Origin of the sequence: Taibaiella chishuiensis, from assembly GCF_003014535.1 — a bacterium.
In the GTDB taxonomy this organism is placed as follows: domain Bacteria; phylum Bacteroidota; class Bacteroidia; order Chitinophagales; family Chitinophagaceae; genus Taibaiella; species Taibaiella chishuiensis.
Map to the genome: position 1 here is coordinate 15385 of NZ_PYGD01000015.1, position 18423 is coordinate 33807.

An 18423-nucleotide genomic window follows, 5' to 3' on the forward strand; every position below is an offset into this window, starting at 1 on the left:
CTACGACCTATAAAAAAAAGCCGCTGTTGTTTTATGCTATAGCCGGGGCATGCCTTCCCTGGTTAAACGGTCGGAATTAATCCTCCCTCCATCAGCACGTTTGTGCCGGTAACGTAGGATGCTTCCGGAGAAGCAAGAAAGACCACCATATTCGCAATCTCCTCCGGCTCAGCCATTCTGCCCAAAGGCAGGTTGCCCGCTTTGGCCGTAAGCACTTTCAAGGCTTCTTCCAGGCTGATCTTCATCGACGCCGCGAGCCCTTCCAGGTACTCCTGCATCAGCGGCGTTTTGACCATTCCCGGCAGTACGGACAACACACGCAGGCCCTGTGCGGCAACTTCATGGGCAAGACTTTTACTGTAGGCATTCAATGCAGCTTTTGCGGCAGAATAAGGCATCGTAACATCCCAGATCGGCAATACCGCAGCGCCGGAGGAAATGTGAATGATCACGCCACTTTGCTGCGCGGTCATCGATGGCAGGAGCGCCTTGTTGATCCGGACCGCAGACATGAGATTCAGCTGCCATATTTCCTGCCAGTCCTCATCCGACAATACCGCGTAACCGCCACGGGGACCGGTGTTGGCGCCGGCATTGTTAACGATGATATCGATGCGACCATATCGATCCAGGATTTCCTGGGCTATAATTTCGGCACTTTCCGGTTGCGCCAGGTCGGCAGCGATGAAGTGATAGCCGGTGATGTCCTCCGGCTTATTGCGCGCGGTAACGATCACCTGCGCCCCCTCCCTGATCAATTTTTCGGCAATAGCCTTACCAATACCCTTTGTACCGCCGGTAACCAGCGCGATTTTTCCTTTTAATGTGTTGTTCATCTTTTAAGAGTTGATGTTTTTTAATTTTAAATCAATTGCTTTAAAATGGATCAAAAAAAATTCAGACTTTCAGGTGACGTATGGCATAAGCGGCCATTTGCAGGATCCTGTTGGGATCCCGGTGTAGAATAAATGAATTATACCAGCCGGTAAACAGGCTGTCGAGGTAATCAGCGATCGTATCCGCATCTTCGGTTGTTGCCATCTCGCCCGACTCCTGCGCCCGCAGCACCATACCCTTCATAAATTCATGCACATAATCATTATAAGTATTGATGGCCAGGTTGACTTCCGGATCATCGCCCTCTATTTCAAAGGCCGCTTTAATACACATGCAGCTGCTGGGTTCGGTAATAATGGTTTTGGCCGCATCTTTGATAAAGGCTTCCAGGGCCTGGAAAGCAGAATCATAATGAGCGAACCGGGATGCAGCGGCACGGATCCGTACATCGGAGTAATGCCTGATGCAACGGATAAACAGTTGGTGCTTATCTCCTATAGAATTGTACAGGCTGGAGATATTTATTTGCATCGCCTCCGTAAGGTCACGGGTGGTCGTTGCCGCATAACCCTTCTTCCAAAAAACTTCCATAGCTTTCTGGATCACTTCCTCTTCTATAAACTCCTGTCGCCTCGGCATAACGGAGCAAAGGTACGATAATTTTAAATCAAACGATTTAAAATAAAATTATGCCGCGGTTTTAATTTCAGATTCCGTTACCACTGTGTTAGTCCGTCCCTGTTTAATCCAGGTTCCCAACGTACCGGTGTACCGGACCTAAAGCGGATCAACATGATCTCGAGCTATTACAGGCAATGAAAGCCGGCGCAACAGGTTCCTGACCTGAAGCGCTCTTTTTACCAAATGGTAAATGAAACCCGCGGCATAAGTCCGAAATTTGTACTATGGAAGCATTCGTCAATTATATCCTGCAGTTCGGTAATTTGAACAGCCAACAGATCGAGCTGATCTTAAGCAAGGCACAAATGTTAGCGCTTGCCAAAGACGCGTATTTTTCCGAAGCCGGCAAAATACCCAGGTATGTCGGGTTCTTGCTGAAGGGCGTTACACGATTCTGCTATTACAACAACAGGAGCGAGGAAATCACCCACTCTTTTGTTGAGGAAAACAATTTTGTTTCGGATCAACAGAAATTTGAATCGCAAATTATCGCATCGGAGTATATACAGGCCATAACCGACTGCGAAATGCTGGTGTTCTCTAAAAAAGACTGGGATGAGATCGGCAATACCATTGTGGGCTGGAAGGATATCGAACACCTGATCGTCAAAAATTGTTTATTGAAAACGATCGAAAGAAGGAGTCCCCTGGTGTCCGAAGATGCTACAACCCGCTACCTGTCTTTTATCGATCAATTTCCCGGCCTTATCAACCGGGTTCCCCTCTCCTACGTGGCCTCCTACCTGGGCATCACCCAACCATCCCTGAGCCGGATCAGGAAAAACATCCGCTAAAGAAATGCTTTTTACCAAATGGTAAATGTTTTCTGGTTTCCGTAATCAACCTTTGTCTTATTCATTTAAACCATAAAAGATGAGCAAGAAAATAGTATTGATTACAGGAACGAATAGCGGTTTCGGTTGGCTGGCCGCCCGGAGTGTAGCGGCATTGGGCCACCGGGTTTATGCGACCATGCGGGATACCCAAGGCAAAAATGCGGAGAAGGCCAGGGAACTTGCTGCAGTTGATCATGTAACGGTATTGGACGTTACGCTTACCGAGGATGAAAGTGTTGCCCGGGCCATAGCAACGATTATTGCACAGGAAGGCGCCATCGATGTACTGGTCAACAATGCGGGGTTCTCTATGCACGGTGTGGCTGAAAGCTTTACCACTACTGACGTGCAGGCGATGTTTGATGTAAATGTATTTGCCCCCTGGCGATTTATCAAACAGGTACTGCCGGCTATGCGGCAACAGCAGGAAGGCCTGATCATAAACGTGACCAGCGGCTTCGGACGGGTTTCGTTCCCTTTCGCAACCGTATATGCCGCTTCTAAGTTTGGATTGGAAGGACTGAGCGAAGGCCTGCATTATGAAGTCAAACGTTTAGGAATAGATGTCGCCATTCTTCAGCCAGGCGCCTTTCCCACAGAGATGGCACAAAAAACCACCTTTGCCTCCGACCAGTCGGTATTTGAAGGTTATGGCGCCATTGCGGAGATCCCCAACAAGATGATGGCAGCAGTAAGCGGACTGATCCAGAGCTATAATACGAACCCGCAGGATGTCGCTGATGCCATCGTAAAGCTGATCAACATGCCAAAAGGCGAAAGACCGTTAAGAACCGTTGTTGACCCGATTACCGGCGTGTATATAGATGCCGCCAACCAGGCCGTGGCCGAACAATTTGGCAAAGGTCTGCACTTGTTTGGCATGGGAGAATTATTAGCCTGATCCGGGCAAACAAGCAACGATTATTGATGGGTTGAAAACGGCAATAGCAAACCAGGGCATTTATCCTAATCGAAATGCGTTACGCTATTGCCGTTTTTTTAATCCGCTTTCCTGTCAATAGCATTCAAAGGCACCGGCGGATATTACACACAGCCGCTCGTGCCTGTCCGTTGCCACCCGGGCACTAAAAGTTAGCGTGATGTTGCCTTATCAAAAGATGATCGCCTAACCGGTAATAGACATAGTTATTATCGTTCCAATCGACAACAGGCTTGTTGCGACCCGAAGGAATTATTTTATCAAAAAGGATCTGCCCCTTTTTTAAGTCATACCGGAATAAATGATATTGCCTTTTTTCCTGAACATGATAAATAAGTGTCACATTGTCGTTCTGCACTTTGAACGCGACAATATATTTATCAGGCGGCGTAAAGAAATCCTGGCTGACTTTAAAAGTCAGTCCATTTAGCTCCAGGACTTCCTTTCCGCTGAGGCTGTATATCCTATTGGCAAGAGGAAGCATACAGTAAGCGCCGTCAAAAACCGGGAAAGCATTATTGCCATTAGTGTATACATCCGGCATACGGTAATCGAACAGCTCCTGGTACCGGAGCCGGCCATGATCGGGCAGGAGCTTCGCCAGGAAACGCTTACCACTAAGGCTCTTGGCGGTATCTGATTTCCGGATGGCTGCAAAATAGGCCCCGTTGTAATAATACGCGGCAGGCTCACAACTTATTAAATTTCCTTTATCCTGGAAAAAGGTTTTGCGCAGAAAAGGCAGATCGGGAAAGACAGTCGTTGTGGTGCCATCGCCGAATTTATGAACCGCATAAAACCCCGCCACTGCGGTATCTGTCCCGTTAATGGCAGCAATACAGGTATATGCGGCCACTGCAATAAGACCGCTATCTGATAAAGCATAATACTGAAGCACTTCCTGGTTAGGTACATGCAAACTGTTCAGCGCTCTTTTGTTTGATCCGTATGCGCCTTTACCAAGCGCCAGATCAAAGGCGGCTTTTACATCCTGTTGCTCTACCGAAAGTGTTTTCTGGTATTTAAGATCCCTTAAGCCGACCACATCAATTTTCATTTTCCGCACATCGCAGAAATAGAACCTATTACCGTCTGTCAACATTTCCTCGTAAGCATGTTGCGCTACTTCCCGGGGCAGCTCAAAAGTATCAGATACAGGCTTCTTATCCCCCTGCAACATCCTGACATCCTCTTGCGTCAATGCTTTCAAGGGCTTGTTGAATAAGATCGTTCCATTACTGCTTACCAGGCTTAGTGCAGATATACCGTATGCACTATAGAGATCAAAAAGAGAATCAGACCAGGCATAAACGGTACCGTATTCCTTAAGCGACATGGATTGTATAATTGCTGAAGAGTCCTTACGGTACTTTTCCTCGAATACAAATGTAACCGGCGGTATGCTTGAATTTTTAAACAGGGATTCCATGTTTTTAATACAGGAAACACAGTCTACCGGGTTAATCGCAATAAAAATCCGCTTGGAATCGGCCTGCGTGCGCGAGCAGGAACTCAGCACAAGCAGGGCGAATAAAAAAAGAACAAGACGCTGCATGGTTTTCGCTATATAGTATCAATAAACACCGGTACCGGCTTTATAAACGTCACAAAACTAGCAAAAAGAGCAGGGCAACAACCTCGCCAGGAAGCAGAATCCCGGACAAAATTTTAAACGTTGCGTATCGAATAATAACCGTAGCAAATGCACCAATAAGCGTAAAAAAATACCGGATAAAGCAATCGATCGATCATATATACTCAGGCAAGAGAGTGACGAATACTGAAGGTTCCACTACGGGCTGTATGGACTGCAGCAAAGAAGAACCGATTTTTACCGGTATTATTTTTAGCCGTTTTTCGGGCATGAAGATGGCATCTCTTTATTTGCCCTACCGGTACGATAAACACCGGTACTGCCGGCTATCATTTACCACCTGTACCAAGTTATACAAAAAAAAACAATGAGGGGCTTTAAAACCAGTTCCTCATTGTTTTCAAATAATTTGCAAATGCACAGCGTATTGCTCTTAGCCGGTAGCCCGTTAAGAGCAGCATTCCTAAAAGGTAAGCCGTTTTATCCTTGCAGCACGGCAAGCCTAATTTTTAACCAACTTCTGGCTAAACACCTGCCTGGCCGTCGTAACACGCAGCATATACCAGCCCTTGCTCAGGTATACATTGCCCAGATCAAAGGTGTAGTCGCCCTTGCCCGCCGCAAAACGGGGGGCAGCCCGGCTAACTACGCGGCCCGAAGCGTCGATAAGTGCAATGTCGGCGGTACCGGCCTGGTTAAAATTATAGCGCAGCAGAATCCGTTCTCCGAAAGGATTGTTCAACACCTTTATGCCTTCGTCCTGTCCCTGTACATCTGCAATAGACGTAGGGCCGGGTGCACAGCTGGTATCCAGGACTCCTACCCCTACGGCATACCATGCCCTTACTACATTTTTGAATTCGGCGCTGCAGTTACCATACAAAGTCTTCGCAGCGCTGATACTTGCTGTCCTGCAGGCGCTGTAATCCGCATTGGCAGCCAGGCTCAGCTCGGTCATGTAGGCGATTTTAGCGGCCTTCTTTATCCCGATGCCTGTCACTGCATATTGTTTAAAGTTATCGTTGGTGCCGCTTCCGCCTTCTGTAAGCAGGTAAAACCAATGATTCAGCACACCGCTGTTATAATGCACGCCACAGTTGTCGTTGGTATATAAGTCCGGGGTGGGACAATCAGCTATAGTAGTCGGTATCCAGTTCTCTCCCTGATAGGTATCCGGCTGACCGCGTAATTTGGGATTTTTCATATCACGCATCGGCGACGTAGCCAGCTCCTCGCCCATTTGCCAATGTTTCTTAGGTGAGCCGTCCTGTTCCAGGGGGTCCGCCCAGGTTTCGATCACGGCGCCCCATATATCACTGAAACCTTCGTTGAGGGCCCCACTCTCCCTTTCATAAATAAGATCGGACGTAAACTGGCATACCCCATGCCCGATCTCGTGCGCACAGACATCCAGCGAAACAAGAGGCGACACACCATCGCTACCATCTCCATACACCATGCCATAGCCGATCCAGGCCGCATTTCCCCAGGGCGCAGTCGTATCCTCCCTGAAGTGTACCATGCTCAGGATGGGCGAATCCAGGTCGTTAAAACTCTTCCTGTTTTGCTCGCTCTTCCAGTAGTCATATATTTTTTCCGATGCCCAATGTACATCTACAGCAGGGCCCGCCCAGGCGGTGTTAGAAGTACTGGTAAAATCGACCATCATAGCCGGGTTGTTATTATTCCGGATATCATAGGTAAAGATACCGGTGCCCCTCAGTTTGTCTTCGAGGACAAAACCGCCCGCCCGGGCCGTGGTTTCGAGCGGTACCTGTCCACTGTGCAGGCTTGCTCCCGAACCTGTTACATGGCGCATCAGGCTGGTGCGCGACAAAGTTTTACCGTTGGCGGCATCAATATAGATAACCTGCATATTAAAAGGCTCAAGGGTAGGCACGGTAAATTTATAAGCCAGGTATAACTGCCCTTCGCCAAGACCCGATATGCGATTTTCGATCCAGACCAATGTCCCTTCGGGCTTACGGCTGGTTACACGATTCAGCGGGGGCAACGTTGCCGGGTTAGCGGGTCCTTGCTCCCATCCATATTTCCGGGCGCCTATTGCTTTCAGGGCATAGCTCATTGCCTGCTCGCTTGTCAGGACGGGCCGTGCGCTTCCTGCCGATTGGCTGGTATTATAAAAATGGCCCGTTGCCGCAGTAATCAAGCCATTGCGGGCAGTTACAGTATAACCTCCGTGTTCAACCGGGATACCGAGCAGCCACTGTTCATAGCGCTGTACCATAATACCGTCGTAAGGCGATGTGGTTTTTACCAGGCGGAGCTCGTCCCTGCCGGGTATGAGTTGCAACTGTTCGGCCAGGAAGGACTGTGCCTGCGCAACACTTACGCCCTCCGCTTCGTTAACCGAAATAGCCAAAGGGTTATTATCCCGGCTGTCGCGTGCGGTAACGGTTCCCCGCAGCTTACCATTTATTTGTCCGTAAACGTGTATCCCGCCGGTAAATAAAACCGCGGAGCAAAGCGCAATAACCATGCGTTTCTTCATAATGAGAGGTTTGGTAAACATATATTTTTCAATTCAGAACAGACCGCTGCGCGTTGCTATCCGGCCGGAACTTAGCCTCGCGCCAAACGTTTTTGTCAGGAAGAACATCTTCACAAACTACAGGACACGCGAATATCTGTTAAGTAACATATTTTATGTGTTAAATAGTACAAATACAACACGTCCCTCTATTCCATAAGTTTACCTGGTTAGCGGATATTGTGCCATGTGTATGTCGTATACTGTTTACCTTACTGCTCCAACGAATAGGTAAAACCGGCATCATTTTTTTTTAAGGATTCTTTAATCCGTTTGAAGGTTTTGTTACAGTCACATTTTTCCTGCGCGTTTAAAAGAGAAGGCGGCAACACCTGCGAGTGCATTCCACTAATCAATTAAGCGTTATCTTTTGTTCCGTGTTATTATAACGGCCAAAATTATCTGATCAATAAAACCTCGCCTTTTAAAACATACTCTTTGCTGCCGATGTAATATTTGATATAATAAAAGTAAGAACCGGGATCCGCAGGCTTATTATTATAAGTACCATCCCAACCACCTTTAAAATCAGAAGAGCTATATACGCTCTCTCCCCACCTGTTGAAAATGCTGAAGCCGAAAGGGCCTACTCCATCATCAGCAGTTCTGAACAACCTGAAAACGTCATTCAGTCCATCCCCGTTGGGAGAGAAAGCATTGGGCACCCTGATATCAATCACATAAACTACAACGCTGTCGATGGCCGTGCAACCATCGGCACTTGTGGCACGAAGATAATAAGTCGTCGTCCTGGACGGGCGCACCTCAGGTCGCAATATGTAGGGGTTACCAACATCATAATACCACATGAAGGTACCTGAGGCTTGCCCATTCAAATGAGTAGACTCGCCATAGGCCAGATTTATATCTTTTCCTGCATTTACCATGGGTAATGGATTAACACGCACTGTAGCCTGTGCCTCAAAAAGACAACCGTTAAGCGCATCTATCGCAGTGACGGAAAATGTAGTTTGTGCTCTGGGCCATACCGTGGCTTCAGCGCCTTGAGCAAACATCCAATCTGCATCCTTCCAATGGTATGTTACCCCGCCTGAAGCTACGAGCTTAATGGTATCACCGATACAAATACTCGTATCATCAGGCGAAATTTTCACATTAGACGATAAGATGGTCACATAAAAGGAATCAATATAAAGCGCGCAGTTTGCTTTGTCGATCGTTCTTACCCAAAAACTGCCACTCCTCTCTATACTCCTCGACATTCCCGTACTGCCGTCGTCCCATATATATTCCGTATAACCCCTCCGTCCGCGCAGGTCGACAGAGACGCCGGGACAAACCAAAGTATCATGTATCACGATATTTTGGGGGACCGTACTATCCAGGTCAAGCACGCAAACATCATCCATATAATAATATGCCTGCCCCGGCCACATACTGGGTACCGTCTCTATGTTGAGATTAGCCTGGCTTGTAAAATTGCCCAGCGTAACCCAACGCTCAGCACCGGCAGCCGTAAAAGTTCCGGACACTGCTTCCCAGTTTATCCGATCTTTGTATACCTGGCCCACCGGGCTTACCACCTGCGGAACAACAGGTAAAAATTCGGTGGTAAGCGGGTTATAAATACTATCCGCCGAAAAATAAGCGCCGAACTGATCCACCGCACGCCCGGTGTAGTCACCGTCTGACAAGTTTAGCCAGAAGCTCACATAATATCTGTGGTTAGCAGCTAGCGGGGCCAGGAGCCGTCCTTCAATATACTCCCTGTATTCTTCTGAATAAAATCCTACATATGCATTCCCTGTTCTGGCCTGCTGACTTCCAAAGGCATTATCAGGCACAGAAACGGTTCCGGTTGAACAGGAGTTAAAATAGTCGGTGGAGGCCCAGGTAGGTCTGTGCCAATCCAGTACCGTCGGGGAGACTAATGGTTCCGCTATCTGGCTAACAGCGGTAGGACAGGCATTGAAGTTTTCGAAAGATGGGTTAGGCGCTAAATTCTGTGCGCCGGCATTCAGGGAAAATAAAAGCACGGAACAAACGCTACAGAGAAGCCTTTTTAAGGAAAGGCCTAAAACATCAAAAAGTGCAAAAAAAACAGGGTGCAATCGCGCAGCCGGCCTGCGCCGAACGGCCTTTAATTTTTTGCCGGTATACGGCTGTCCCGGAGGTAGAGATAATTTAAACTTCGAGCAGTTTACGTTACGCTTCGCTTTCTTCATTTTATAAAACCATTTAAAAATTTGAACATATACAATACCGGTAAAATCTTGTGCCGTACCAATCGCAAAAGGAAAGCGATCGGTACAGCAGCAGCACCCCCGCCACCAGTGCCCTGTCTGTTCATTTTTTCGGTTTTTAAAAATGCTCCTTACGGATGACCGCAAGGACAATAACACAGCGCCGGGGTACTACGCCGAACAAAAAAACTTTCTGAGAAAAATGCTTTACAAGAAAATCTCTTGTAAGAAAATGCCGGCCGCACCTACCTGCTTACGGACTACCGGTATTGTACCTATTGGCTTGTATCGAAATTGAATCAGTGCAGGACACGCGGCATTTAAGTTGCTGGTACGATTCACGCAAAGGATACGCCGGTTGTGGGGTATAAACAGGAGCATATCTATAAAAGAATAAAGCTATATCGGCTAAAACCAAGATCAGGAAAGGCGTTCATGCCTTCCTGATTCCGGGTGAAAAAAAATTTTATTGCCCGCATAGTACCCCGGTACAACCCGGTTGTCCGGCATATGCTAGGGCCACATTTTTTGTTTCATTTTTTAATCAATACAATGCCGGCCTGTTCTCAGGCTGGCTATTTTTCCCGGTCCCGTATCATTATTACAAGACTTGTACGCGGCCGGTGAGACAGCGCTTTTTAATCGTCGCTTACCCGAGTATGCCGCAGCAGGCATAAGGAAGCCGTTGCCGTTGGGCTTTAGCGGGAAGTCAAAAATAACAAGAGAAAAAATCCACAGGGTATACCTGTTTTATAGCTGTCCGGGCTAGCGGAAAAGCCCGCCGGATAAGCGGTTTGGGCTGGAAGGCTTAAACCCGTCCAAATGCCGTTGTCCGACGGTTAAAAAGACAACCAGGCGCCCTGGCCTTGTCAGGTTAACCCTTTAGTTATGCTTTCTTTTATCGCCTGTATGGGACGGGGGCATCTTTTATAAAAGATAGTGTTCTGTATCCCGGTGTTCCTGATTTTACCTGTTTACGCTTAAAAATATTTTACAAAAATGAACAAGTTCCTATTTTTTTTATCGCTGTTTATCGCATTTATGCCTCCGCAATTTTGTTCCGCTACAACAACGCCATCTATAGGACAAACGGCTTACCGGTGGCGTAACGATAATGGCGACCAGGCCGGCGCTTCCTGGCGTGCAGCACTCAATAGCCCGATAACGATTACTTCTTTAGATGATTCCATCCGGGTAAGAATAGAATTAAGTAACTCGGGAAGTGCCGCAGGCACGATATCCCAGCTCTTGGAATACTCTTCAGACAACGGAAGTTCGTGGACGCCGATGAGCAATCCGGCAACAAATGCCTTTACCTACCACAACAGTATTTTTGTCGCGGATGGGACGGCCACAACGAATCAACTGGCGACAACGACTACCGGCACTTTTGTTGCAGGACGGGTCGTGACCAATGCAGGAGCGGCGCAAAGCTTAGCCAATGGATCGAAGACGGAATACGAATGGGTGATCAGGCCGACAACAAACGCAGCGGCTTCGGCTACTTATCTGTTCCGGCTGGCGGGCTTGCAGGTTACGCCAACCCTTTTTCCAACGATACAGGTTAATGCAAACTGCCAGGGTACACCGGCAGCCGGTGCAACCCAGGCCGTTGCAACAACTTTAGCCTGCGGTTCTGCTACGATGCTTAGTCTTAGCGGCAACACGGCAACAGCGGGTATAAGCTACCAATGGCAATACGACCCGGGGAGTGGCTGGGTAAATTTCGGCACCGATACGGCAATCCAGGCTACACCTCCGGTTACACAAACGACCCAATTCCGGTGCCGCCTAACCTGTACCGGTGCCGGCGGCGGTAGTGCCGATGCCACACCCATAACGGTAACGCCAACACCCATGTCCTTAGACATAGGTAATGACACGACTATTTGTCCCGGCGCAAGTTATAACCTGGATGCCGGCATAGCAGGGGCAGTCTATACATGGAATACCGGGGCCAGTACCCAATCCATTACCGTCGACAGCCCGGGCACTTATTCGGTACAGGTAACACTTAACGGTTGCTCCGGCAGGGATACCCTCCGGATCATTGCCGGTATTGTACCGCAAAATAGCCTGCCCGCAACCGTAGACCTATGCACGGGTAATACAACAACACTCGACGCCGGCAATACGGGCAGCAGCTTTGTATGGACGCCGGGTGGCGACACCACGCAGACCCTGGTTGCAGGCACAGGCGGGGTACGCTCGGTGACCATAAAGAGTACCACCGGCTGCGTAACCAACAGTAGTACCACGGTAAACCTGAGGCCGTTGCCCCTGGTCAACCTCGGCAGGGATACGGCTTTCTGCAAAGGCCATACGCTTATGCTCGATGCCGGCAATACCGGGGCCAGCTTCCTTTGGAATACAGGAGCAACCGGCCAGACCCTGACGGTCGACACAACCGGTATTTACAGCGTACTGGTCCGTGATCTGTATAACTGCAAGGGCAGCGACACTATTGCCATCGTCGTAAAAACAGCACCATCGGGCGATATCAATGCTATATACGGAGACACCGCCACCTATACTTTCAATATCATTAACCCGAAGTTTATATCCGGTTATACCTGGAACTTTGGAGACGGATCGCCGCTGGCCACGGGCGCACAGGTACAACACCGCTATACCCGTAACGGCATCTTTACCGTAAGCGTGAAGCTGGGCGGCGCCTGTAACGACAGCCTGCTGCTATCCAGAACAGTGGATGTATTTGACGGACAGGGAACCGGCATATGGGAAACACAGGTAACCGGCGGCGTACGCCTATACCCGAATCCTGCAAGAACGGTGATAACGATAGACAAGCAAGGCCAGCCATGGAAAGGACAAGCATACTATATCGTGAATACCCTGGGAGCTACCGTACTGACCGGGCAACTTAGCGGCAATACTGTCCAGATCCCTGTTGCATCATTGGCAGCAGGCATCTATGCGATCCATATCGTTACGGCCGAAGGTCGGTTTATACAAAAAATACAGGTGCTGCAATAAGGCAACCGGCGGGCCGTATGGGTTACGGTATAGGTAACACGGAACAGGCCATGCAATAAGCTGCGGGTATCAAAAGCATAGGCGGCAGGACAGGGCAACCATAAAGGGCAGTATATCTTTTTTATCCGGCAATACCGGTGTGGTCTGATCTATATTATAACCGGAATAGTAAAATGCAGGGTTCCTGTGGTTATAAACATTGAAGATGCTGAGGTTCAAAATGCGTTTCACTTTATGCTCGTTTTCTTTTATCCAGGAAATGCCCATATCGAGCCGGTGATAAGTGGCTGGCTGGGGAATGCTCTCACTGATAAGGCTCCTGAAAACCATCGTGAACGGCGAGTTGTCATCGGAGCGAAACATCAATACCGGGAAACGGGGTTTGCTTTGGAAGGTAAATACAGAAGACAGCTCAATACTTTTTCCAAGTTTATAAAGTAGCACCAGGTTCACGTTGTGACGGCGGTCGTATTTATAGGGAAAGGTAAGTCCGTCGTTTACTTCCGGCAGGGTCCTGTTACTCCAGGCCAGGGTATAACCCAACCAGCCGGTAAGCCTGCCGCTTTGCTTCTGCAGCAGAAACTCCAAACCATAAGCGGCGGCCTTACCCTGCGTTATGGCCTGCTCCCACTCCAGCTTCGTATTGTTGCCGGTACTCATAAATAAAGTATCCGTTATTAATAATTCGGTTACATGGCGGGACCACTTGTAATACGATTCGACAGACCATTTATATTTACTTTCCGTTGCGCCCCCGGAAATACCCAGGCTAACCTGGTCGGAAGATTGCGGCCTGATAGCGGAAGAAGAAGCAATCCAGAAATCGGATGGCAGTGATGTAAGATTATTGGTCAGCAGGTGCAGGTTCTGGCTCATGCGAACATAGGATAAATTTACGGACCAGTAGCCCGAGGGTTGATAGCACAGGTTGACGCGTGGCTGAATACTGAAACTGTTGCCGGTATCGAACTTTAAGCCATTAAAATGGAGACCGGCATTGATGCGCAGCTTTTCCGTGATTTCAAAATTATCCTCCACATAAGCGTCTGTTTCATAGTTAAGGCTGGGATCGACGACACTCCGGTTGGGGTCCTGTGCTGAATCAATACTCTGGAACAGGATACTCGTATTTATGCTTGGTTTGAAGGAGTGGATGGTATAGGAGACACCGGCCCCGATACTATGCCGGGAAGAAACGACATAATCGCCGGAAAGCCTGGCCACAAAATCGTTTAGCCCGGTTGAAAAACCCTGTTCTACAACGTCCGTCATTCCATAATAAGCACTTTCGAAACGATACGCCGATTTCAGGTTATAACCGGAGGTGGAAAAGCTCAGGTTCGTGATCAGCCGGTCGGAGAAAATATGCTTCCATTTGAAAACATGGACCTGGTTTTTTGTTTGCAAGGTTACCGCATGCTTCCTGCTTTCATCATTATTGAGCACGATCAGGTTTTCGGAATGAAAAACATCTGATGAGTAATAGCCCGTATAGTATACATAGTCGTGTTCAGAAAACTTGTGTTGAAACTTCAGGTTAAGGTCCTGGAAATGCAGTTGCAGACCGGGTTGCGACCAACGCAGATAAAGATCGTGATAACTCCTGCGACCGGCCAGCAACAGCGATGTTTTGTCTTTGACCAGCGGGACCTCAAGCATGACGGAGGAAGCCATGGTTCCCAGCGACAGGTCGCCATGAAATTTCCGGGTATCTCCGCTCTTCATCGCAATATCCCAGAACGAAGAGAGCCTGCCTCCGAAACGGGCAGGAAATGCGCCTTTGTAGATGTCTGCGCTTTTAACCGCTGCAGCATGGATCGACGAAACAAGTCCTAACAGGTGACCGGAGGTGTAAAGCGTTGCGCCGTCGAGCAGCACCATATGCTGATCAGGCGCTCCCCCGCGTACGATCAGCGAACCGGAACCGTCATTACCCTGTTGTATACCCGGGTTGGCCTTTATGATACCGAGCAAGTCCACATCACCACAAAACAGGGGCAAAAAAGACATCTTTCTGATATCGGGCGACACTTTACTTAAAGCGGAGATGGAAGAAGGCTCCGGCCGGGATTGAATCTCCATCACATCCAGGCCGGCAGGTGCAGGCTCCATATTGAAAGTCGGACATGTGCCATCTTTATCTTCCGCAAGCACATCCAGCGTTTCGAAACTGATATGTCGGATCTGGAGGCCGACATGATTTACAGGAGCATAAAAACTGAAGGTACCGGCACTATCCGTAAACGTACCCAGGGTACGGTATTCCGGCACAAAAATGGCAGCGCCGGCAAGCGGCAGATCCCGCGAATGATCCTTAACCGTGCCACAAATGCGATAAGCGCCCCGGACAGGCGGTAAAGATTCCGCTCCGGGACGGATAACAATAACACCGTGCAATTCCTCGTAAATATAACCCGTACCGGTTAACAGGTAGTCGAGGATCGAACTTAATTTTTCATTCTTGAAAACGGCCGCCTGTACACTGCGTTCGGGTAGCGAGCTTGTTTCATAAGCAAGCGGCAGAGCAGATGCCTTTTGCAGCCGCAACAAGCAGCCCTCCAGGCTACCCGTTGCAAAATCAATACTGATCCTGGTTCCGGATAGCTGGGCATGGAGACCATCACTCCTTATCACACATACGAACAAAATGACGATACGCCAAAATTGCCTGAGCTTACCGCTATACATCATCCCATCTTAAAAATTTACTACTATTACCGGTACTCACTTTGCAGTTACGGTTACGTCCTGGAGATGCCGTTTAAATTCAAGGCCGCTCGCAGCCCCCAGTACATCGAGCACTTCATCTACCGACAACCGGGTCGAGAACCGTGCATTTAACCTGTATTGCTTTAATGCAGGCTGATAAACAAGTTCCACTTTATAAACGACCTTAAGCACCGTCGCGATCTCATCGATAGTTGCCCGTTCCAGGTATACCGTTTCCTCATCAGCCCGGTCTTCCGGTACCGGTTGAGCATTTTTTGTCTTCTCAGAGGTTTTTTGCCGGTAGTTATATACAAGTTCCTCTCCCGGCAACAATACGCCCATTACCTTGTCCTTGTCACCAACCTGTACCTTGCCTTTTTCAACACTGACTTTGATACTGTACCCGGCATGGGTAGCAATGCCGAACGATGTACCCAGTACCTTTACCATAATATGGCCAGGGACTGTTACCACAAAAGGAGCTTTTTTATCCGGCCGTACCTGCAGAAAGGCACTGCCGGAAAGCAGTTCTATATTACGGGATCCGGGTTTGAAGCGCCTTGGATATTTTAGCCGGCTACCGGCATAAAGCCGGACAACGGAACTATCCGGCAACATAACCGGCATGCTTTTTACGCCTGCCGGCGTATTGATATCAACCCAGTCTCCCTGTCCATGTCCTATATCTGAAAACCGTATGGCGAGCAGGGAGATGCAGGCGATAAGCGCCGCAGCTACGATTGCGATCCACAGTCTCCTGCGCAATTTTATAGATGCCGTTTTCCTTTCCGGCCACTCGGTCCGCAGCTCTTTTACCCGTTCAGCGATGTTATGTTTGATATCGTCATTGATCTGCGTTTTCTCTTCATCGGAGGTAAAAGTAAGGCCAGGTATCATTTCCGGATCATCGGCCAACCGGTACAAATGTTCCAGTTCTTCCGGCGTACAACTGCCCGCCCGGTATTTTTCCAGGAGCAATTTAAAATGATGTTGATTTGAATGGTTCATTTTTTCGATTTAGTACCAGCTATCCCATGGTAACGATCAGCCTGAATTTTCTACGCCCGTTGCCGGGTTAATACCGGCAAATATTTAAATACAACAAGAACAGATAAAACAATGAATAATGCAATTCCAGGGCCTTTCTTATTTTCTTTAGTGCAGTTGTAATCTGGTTCTTGACAGTCTGCTCGGAGATAGAAAGAGCCGTTGCTATTTCCAGTACCGAAAGTTCCTTTTCCCTGCTCAACAGGTAAATCTCCTTCATCTTTTCCGGTAGCCGTTCAATTTCACCGGCATATAGTTCCTTCAGTTCCTTTACATGCGTAAAATCTTCCGCAGAAGTGGACTGGACAACAGCCTGGCGGCTGATCTTCTTATTGTGTGTCCTGGAAACTTCATTTTTCTTGATATAGTTTAGGGCCCTGTTCCTGACCGCTTTTTTTAAATATCCACCAATCGTCTCTTCGATATTGATTTGCGCTCTCTTGTCCCATAGGTGTACAAAAAGGTCCTGAACGAGGTCTTTTGCTACCTCCCGGTCATAAACAACCCAGTATGCCTGGGTATATGCCTTTTCCCAATATTTGTTATAGATCGTGACAAACGCTTGCGTATCGCCTTCCCTTACCAAAGACCATAACCAGATATCAGGCGTTGCATTCGGGTCATTCCGATTATCAAGTGTCATTACATCAGCCGGATTAATAGGTAAGGGGACAACTGAATGAGGATGAGGTACTACTGCTGATAATTTTCAATTCGTTCGCTTCACCACATTTCAAATAACACAATTCATAAACAAATTAAAGCCAGATAAAAATAACAAGAATCAAGGACAATTTCTCATTGTTTTTTTTGATCGGAAAAGAAAATTGCAGCAGGGTACGGCTTCGATCGGCGCCGATAAAGTAAAACTCGGCTTCTGTATCGGGCCCGCAATCCCTCCTCGTCCTGTCCAGCCCGGTAAATATCCGTGTACCCGGGGTGTCTGCCACGGTAAAATACCCGCTTATATTATTGCAGACGCCATAACCCAATACCCGATCCTCCTGGATGAAAATGCTCATCGAAGCGGTGGCTGACGGGGGGAGCAAGGTATCTTCAAACATAGCTGCTTTCCAGAAAATACCCGATATCTTTTCATATAACCGGTGCAGGTGTTCTTGTGCGCATACACCTGATACAAAGCATGTACTTAGGGCAAAGAGCAGCCCCGGGAAGATCGTTTTCATGTTTACGTTTTTAATGGTGCGTTATTGTTTTTAGATTTATGTGCAGGGTCCAGATCGTTCCGCAACATACGATGCCACAGGCCGGCCGACCCTATGCTGTTTTACCGGATCAGCGTAACAGTTCCGGTGTAGCGTTCTGTATGCCTGTTATTGATTTTCCAGCGCCGGTTTAGATTGCCGGGAGGAAGTATCTGAACAGGATATGTGGATATGTTTTTAAGCGTGGCTTTCTATGATCAAACATAGCATCCTATCGCATCGCTCCGGGAACCGTTCGCAGCCTTACCGGAAACAGGAGCCGCACCGTGTAACAGGACAACAGTCGACATCGGCACAGCCGGGTACGAAGGAGGACAAGGCCCGGCCGCGGCCACCAACTAGGCGCCCGGTGGCACACGCGGCGTTATCAGCTTCAATTCGGTTTTAATGCGGTCCACATCTCTTTTTATGATATCCAATATGGTTTGGAGTCCGTCGTATAACAGGGAGTACGCCTCCTTAAGCCGGGCATTCTCCTCTTCCAGCGCTTTAAACCGGTCGCTTTCAGCAATACTAAAATCATTGCTCAGGGATTTTGAATCCCAGTAAATCTCGAGATCCCGCGAAATATCCGTCCATGACCGGTGCGTTGTTTTATGAATTGCAACCACCGGGTTAAGGTTTCCTTTTGTTGGTTTTGTTTTTTTCATATCGCTGTAAACTTAAATGAAGCTGAAAATCCAGCACGGGAGGGAGGACAATGCAACGCATATGAAGTACTAGACCGGCAAATAAGAAAGCCGGACTATCCAGCCCGGCTTCGGATAAAAACGTAAGTTCACCCGCTGCAATCAAGGGAAC

Annotated in this window: 13 protein-coding genes; 3 read left to right on the forward strand and 10 right to left on the reverse strand. The window is 48.3% G+C overall.

Going from position 1 to position 18423, the window contains the following annotated elements:
* Nucleotides 1-62 precede the first annotated feature (62 nt).
* Both B0I18_RS23845 and B0I18_RS23850 read right to left on the reverse strand, forming a co-directional pair.
* Nucleotides 63-836, reverse strand: coding sequence for an SDR family oxidoreductase (locus B0I18_RS23845; protein WP_106525287.1), 774 nt, complete (start codon nucleotides 834-836; stop codon nucleotides 63-65).
* A 61-nt stretch (nucleotides 837-897) separates the two neighbouring features.
* Nucleotides 898-1476 (reverse strand): TetR/AcrR family transcriptional regulator, encoded by a 579-nt coding sequence (locus B0I18_RS23850; RefSeq protein WP_106525288.1) that lies wholly within the window; start codon nucleotides 1474-1476, stop codon nucleotides 898-900.
* Nucleotides 1477-1742: 266 nt separating this feature from the next.
* Here B0I18_RS23850 and B0I18_RS23855 point away from each other — a divergent pair, with 266 nt between their 5' ends.
* Complete coding sequence (locus tag B0I18_RS23855; RefSeq protein ID WP_106525289.1) at nucleotides 1743-2312, forward strand: Crp/Fnr family transcriptional regulator; 570 nt, start codon at nucleotides 1743-1745, stop codon at nucleotides 2310-2312.
* A gap of 79 nt (nucleotides 2313-2391) precedes the next feature.
* Nucleotides 2392-3255, forward strand: a complete 864-nt coding sequence (locus B0I18_RS23860) for an SDR family oxidoreductase (RefSeq protein WP_106525290.1) — start codon at nucleotides 2392-2394, stop codon at nucleotides 3253-3255.
* Nucleotides 3256-3439: 184 nt separating this feature from the next.
* On the opposite strand, the gene B0I18_RS23865 is transcribed toward B0I18_RS23860, so the two are convergent.
* The 3 genes from B0I18_RS23865 to B0I18_RS23875 all read right to left on the reverse strand — a co-directional run bounded on the left by B0I18_RS23865 (nucleotide 3440) and on the right by B0I18_RS23875 (nucleotide 9625).
* A complete protein-coding gene (locus B0I18_RS23865) occupies nucleotides 3440-4723 on the reverse strand; it encodes a hypothetical protein (protein WP_106525291.1) in 1284 nt (427 codons plus the stop codon).
* Nucleotides 4724-5390: 667 nt separating this feature from the next.
* Nucleotides 5391-7400, reverse strand: coding sequence for a M4 family metallopeptidase (locus B0I18_RS23870; RefSeq protein WP_181358603.1), 2010 nt, complete (start codon nucleotides 7398-7400; stop codon nucleotides 5391-5393).
* A gap of 437 nt (nucleotides 7401-7837) precedes the next feature.
* Entirely contained in the window at nucleotides 7838-9625 is a 1788-nt protein-coding gene (locus B0I18_RS23875) for a T9SS type B sorting domain-containing protein (RefSeq protein WP_106525293.1), read from the reverse strand.
* A 1017-nt stretch (nucleotides 9626-10642) separates the two neighbouring features.
* Between B0I18_RS23875 and B0I18_RS23880 the strand changes: the two genes are divergently transcribed.
* Nucleotides 10643-12640 carry a T9SS type A sorting domain-containing protein gene (locus tag B0I18_RS23880; RefSeq protein ID WP_106525294.1) on the forward strand — a complete coding sequence of 666 codons (1998 nt, stop codon included), beginning with the start codon at nucleotides 10643-10645 and terminating at the stop codon, nucleotides 12638-12640.
* Between the two features lie 69 nt (nucleotides 12641-12709).
* Here the strand turns inward: B0I18_RS23880 and B0I18_RS23885 are convergent, their stop codons facing one another.
* The 5 genes from B0I18_RS23885 to B0I18_RS23905 form a co-directional block, all read right to left on the reverse strand.
* Nucleotides 12710-15274 (reverse strand): TonB-dependent receptor, encoded by a 2565-nt coding sequence (locus tag B0I18_RS23885; RefSeq protein ID WP_181358604.1) that lies wholly within the window; start codon nucleotides 15272-15274, stop codon nucleotides 12710-12712.
* Between the two features lie 90 nt (nucleotides 15275-15364).
* Nucleotides 15365-16357 (reverse strand): FecR family protein, encoded by a 993-nt coding sequence (locus tag B0I18_RS23890; protein WP_106525296.1) that lies wholly within the window; start codon nucleotides 16355-16357, stop codon nucleotides 15365-15367.
* A gap of 67 nt (nucleotides 16358-16424) precedes the next feature.
* Complete coding sequence (locus B0I18_RS23895; RefSeq protein WP_106525297.1) at nucleotides 16425-17039, reverse strand: RNA polymerase sigma-70 factor; 615 nt, start codon at nucleotides 17037-17039, stop codon at nucleotides 16425-16427.
* 115 nt (nucleotides 17040-17154) lie between these two features.
* Entirely contained in the window at nucleotides 17155-17583 is a 429-nt protein-coding gene (locus tag B0I18_RS23900; protein WP_106525298.1) for an META domain-containing protein, read from the reverse strand.
* Between the two features lie 377 nt (nucleotides 17584-17960).
* Nucleotides 17961-18272, reverse strand: a complete 312-nt coding sequence (locus B0I18_RS23905; RefSeq protein ID WP_106525299.1) for a hypothetical protein — start codon at nucleotides 18270-18272, stop codon at nucleotides 17961-17963.
* Nucleotides 18273-18423 lie beyond the last annotated feature (151 nt).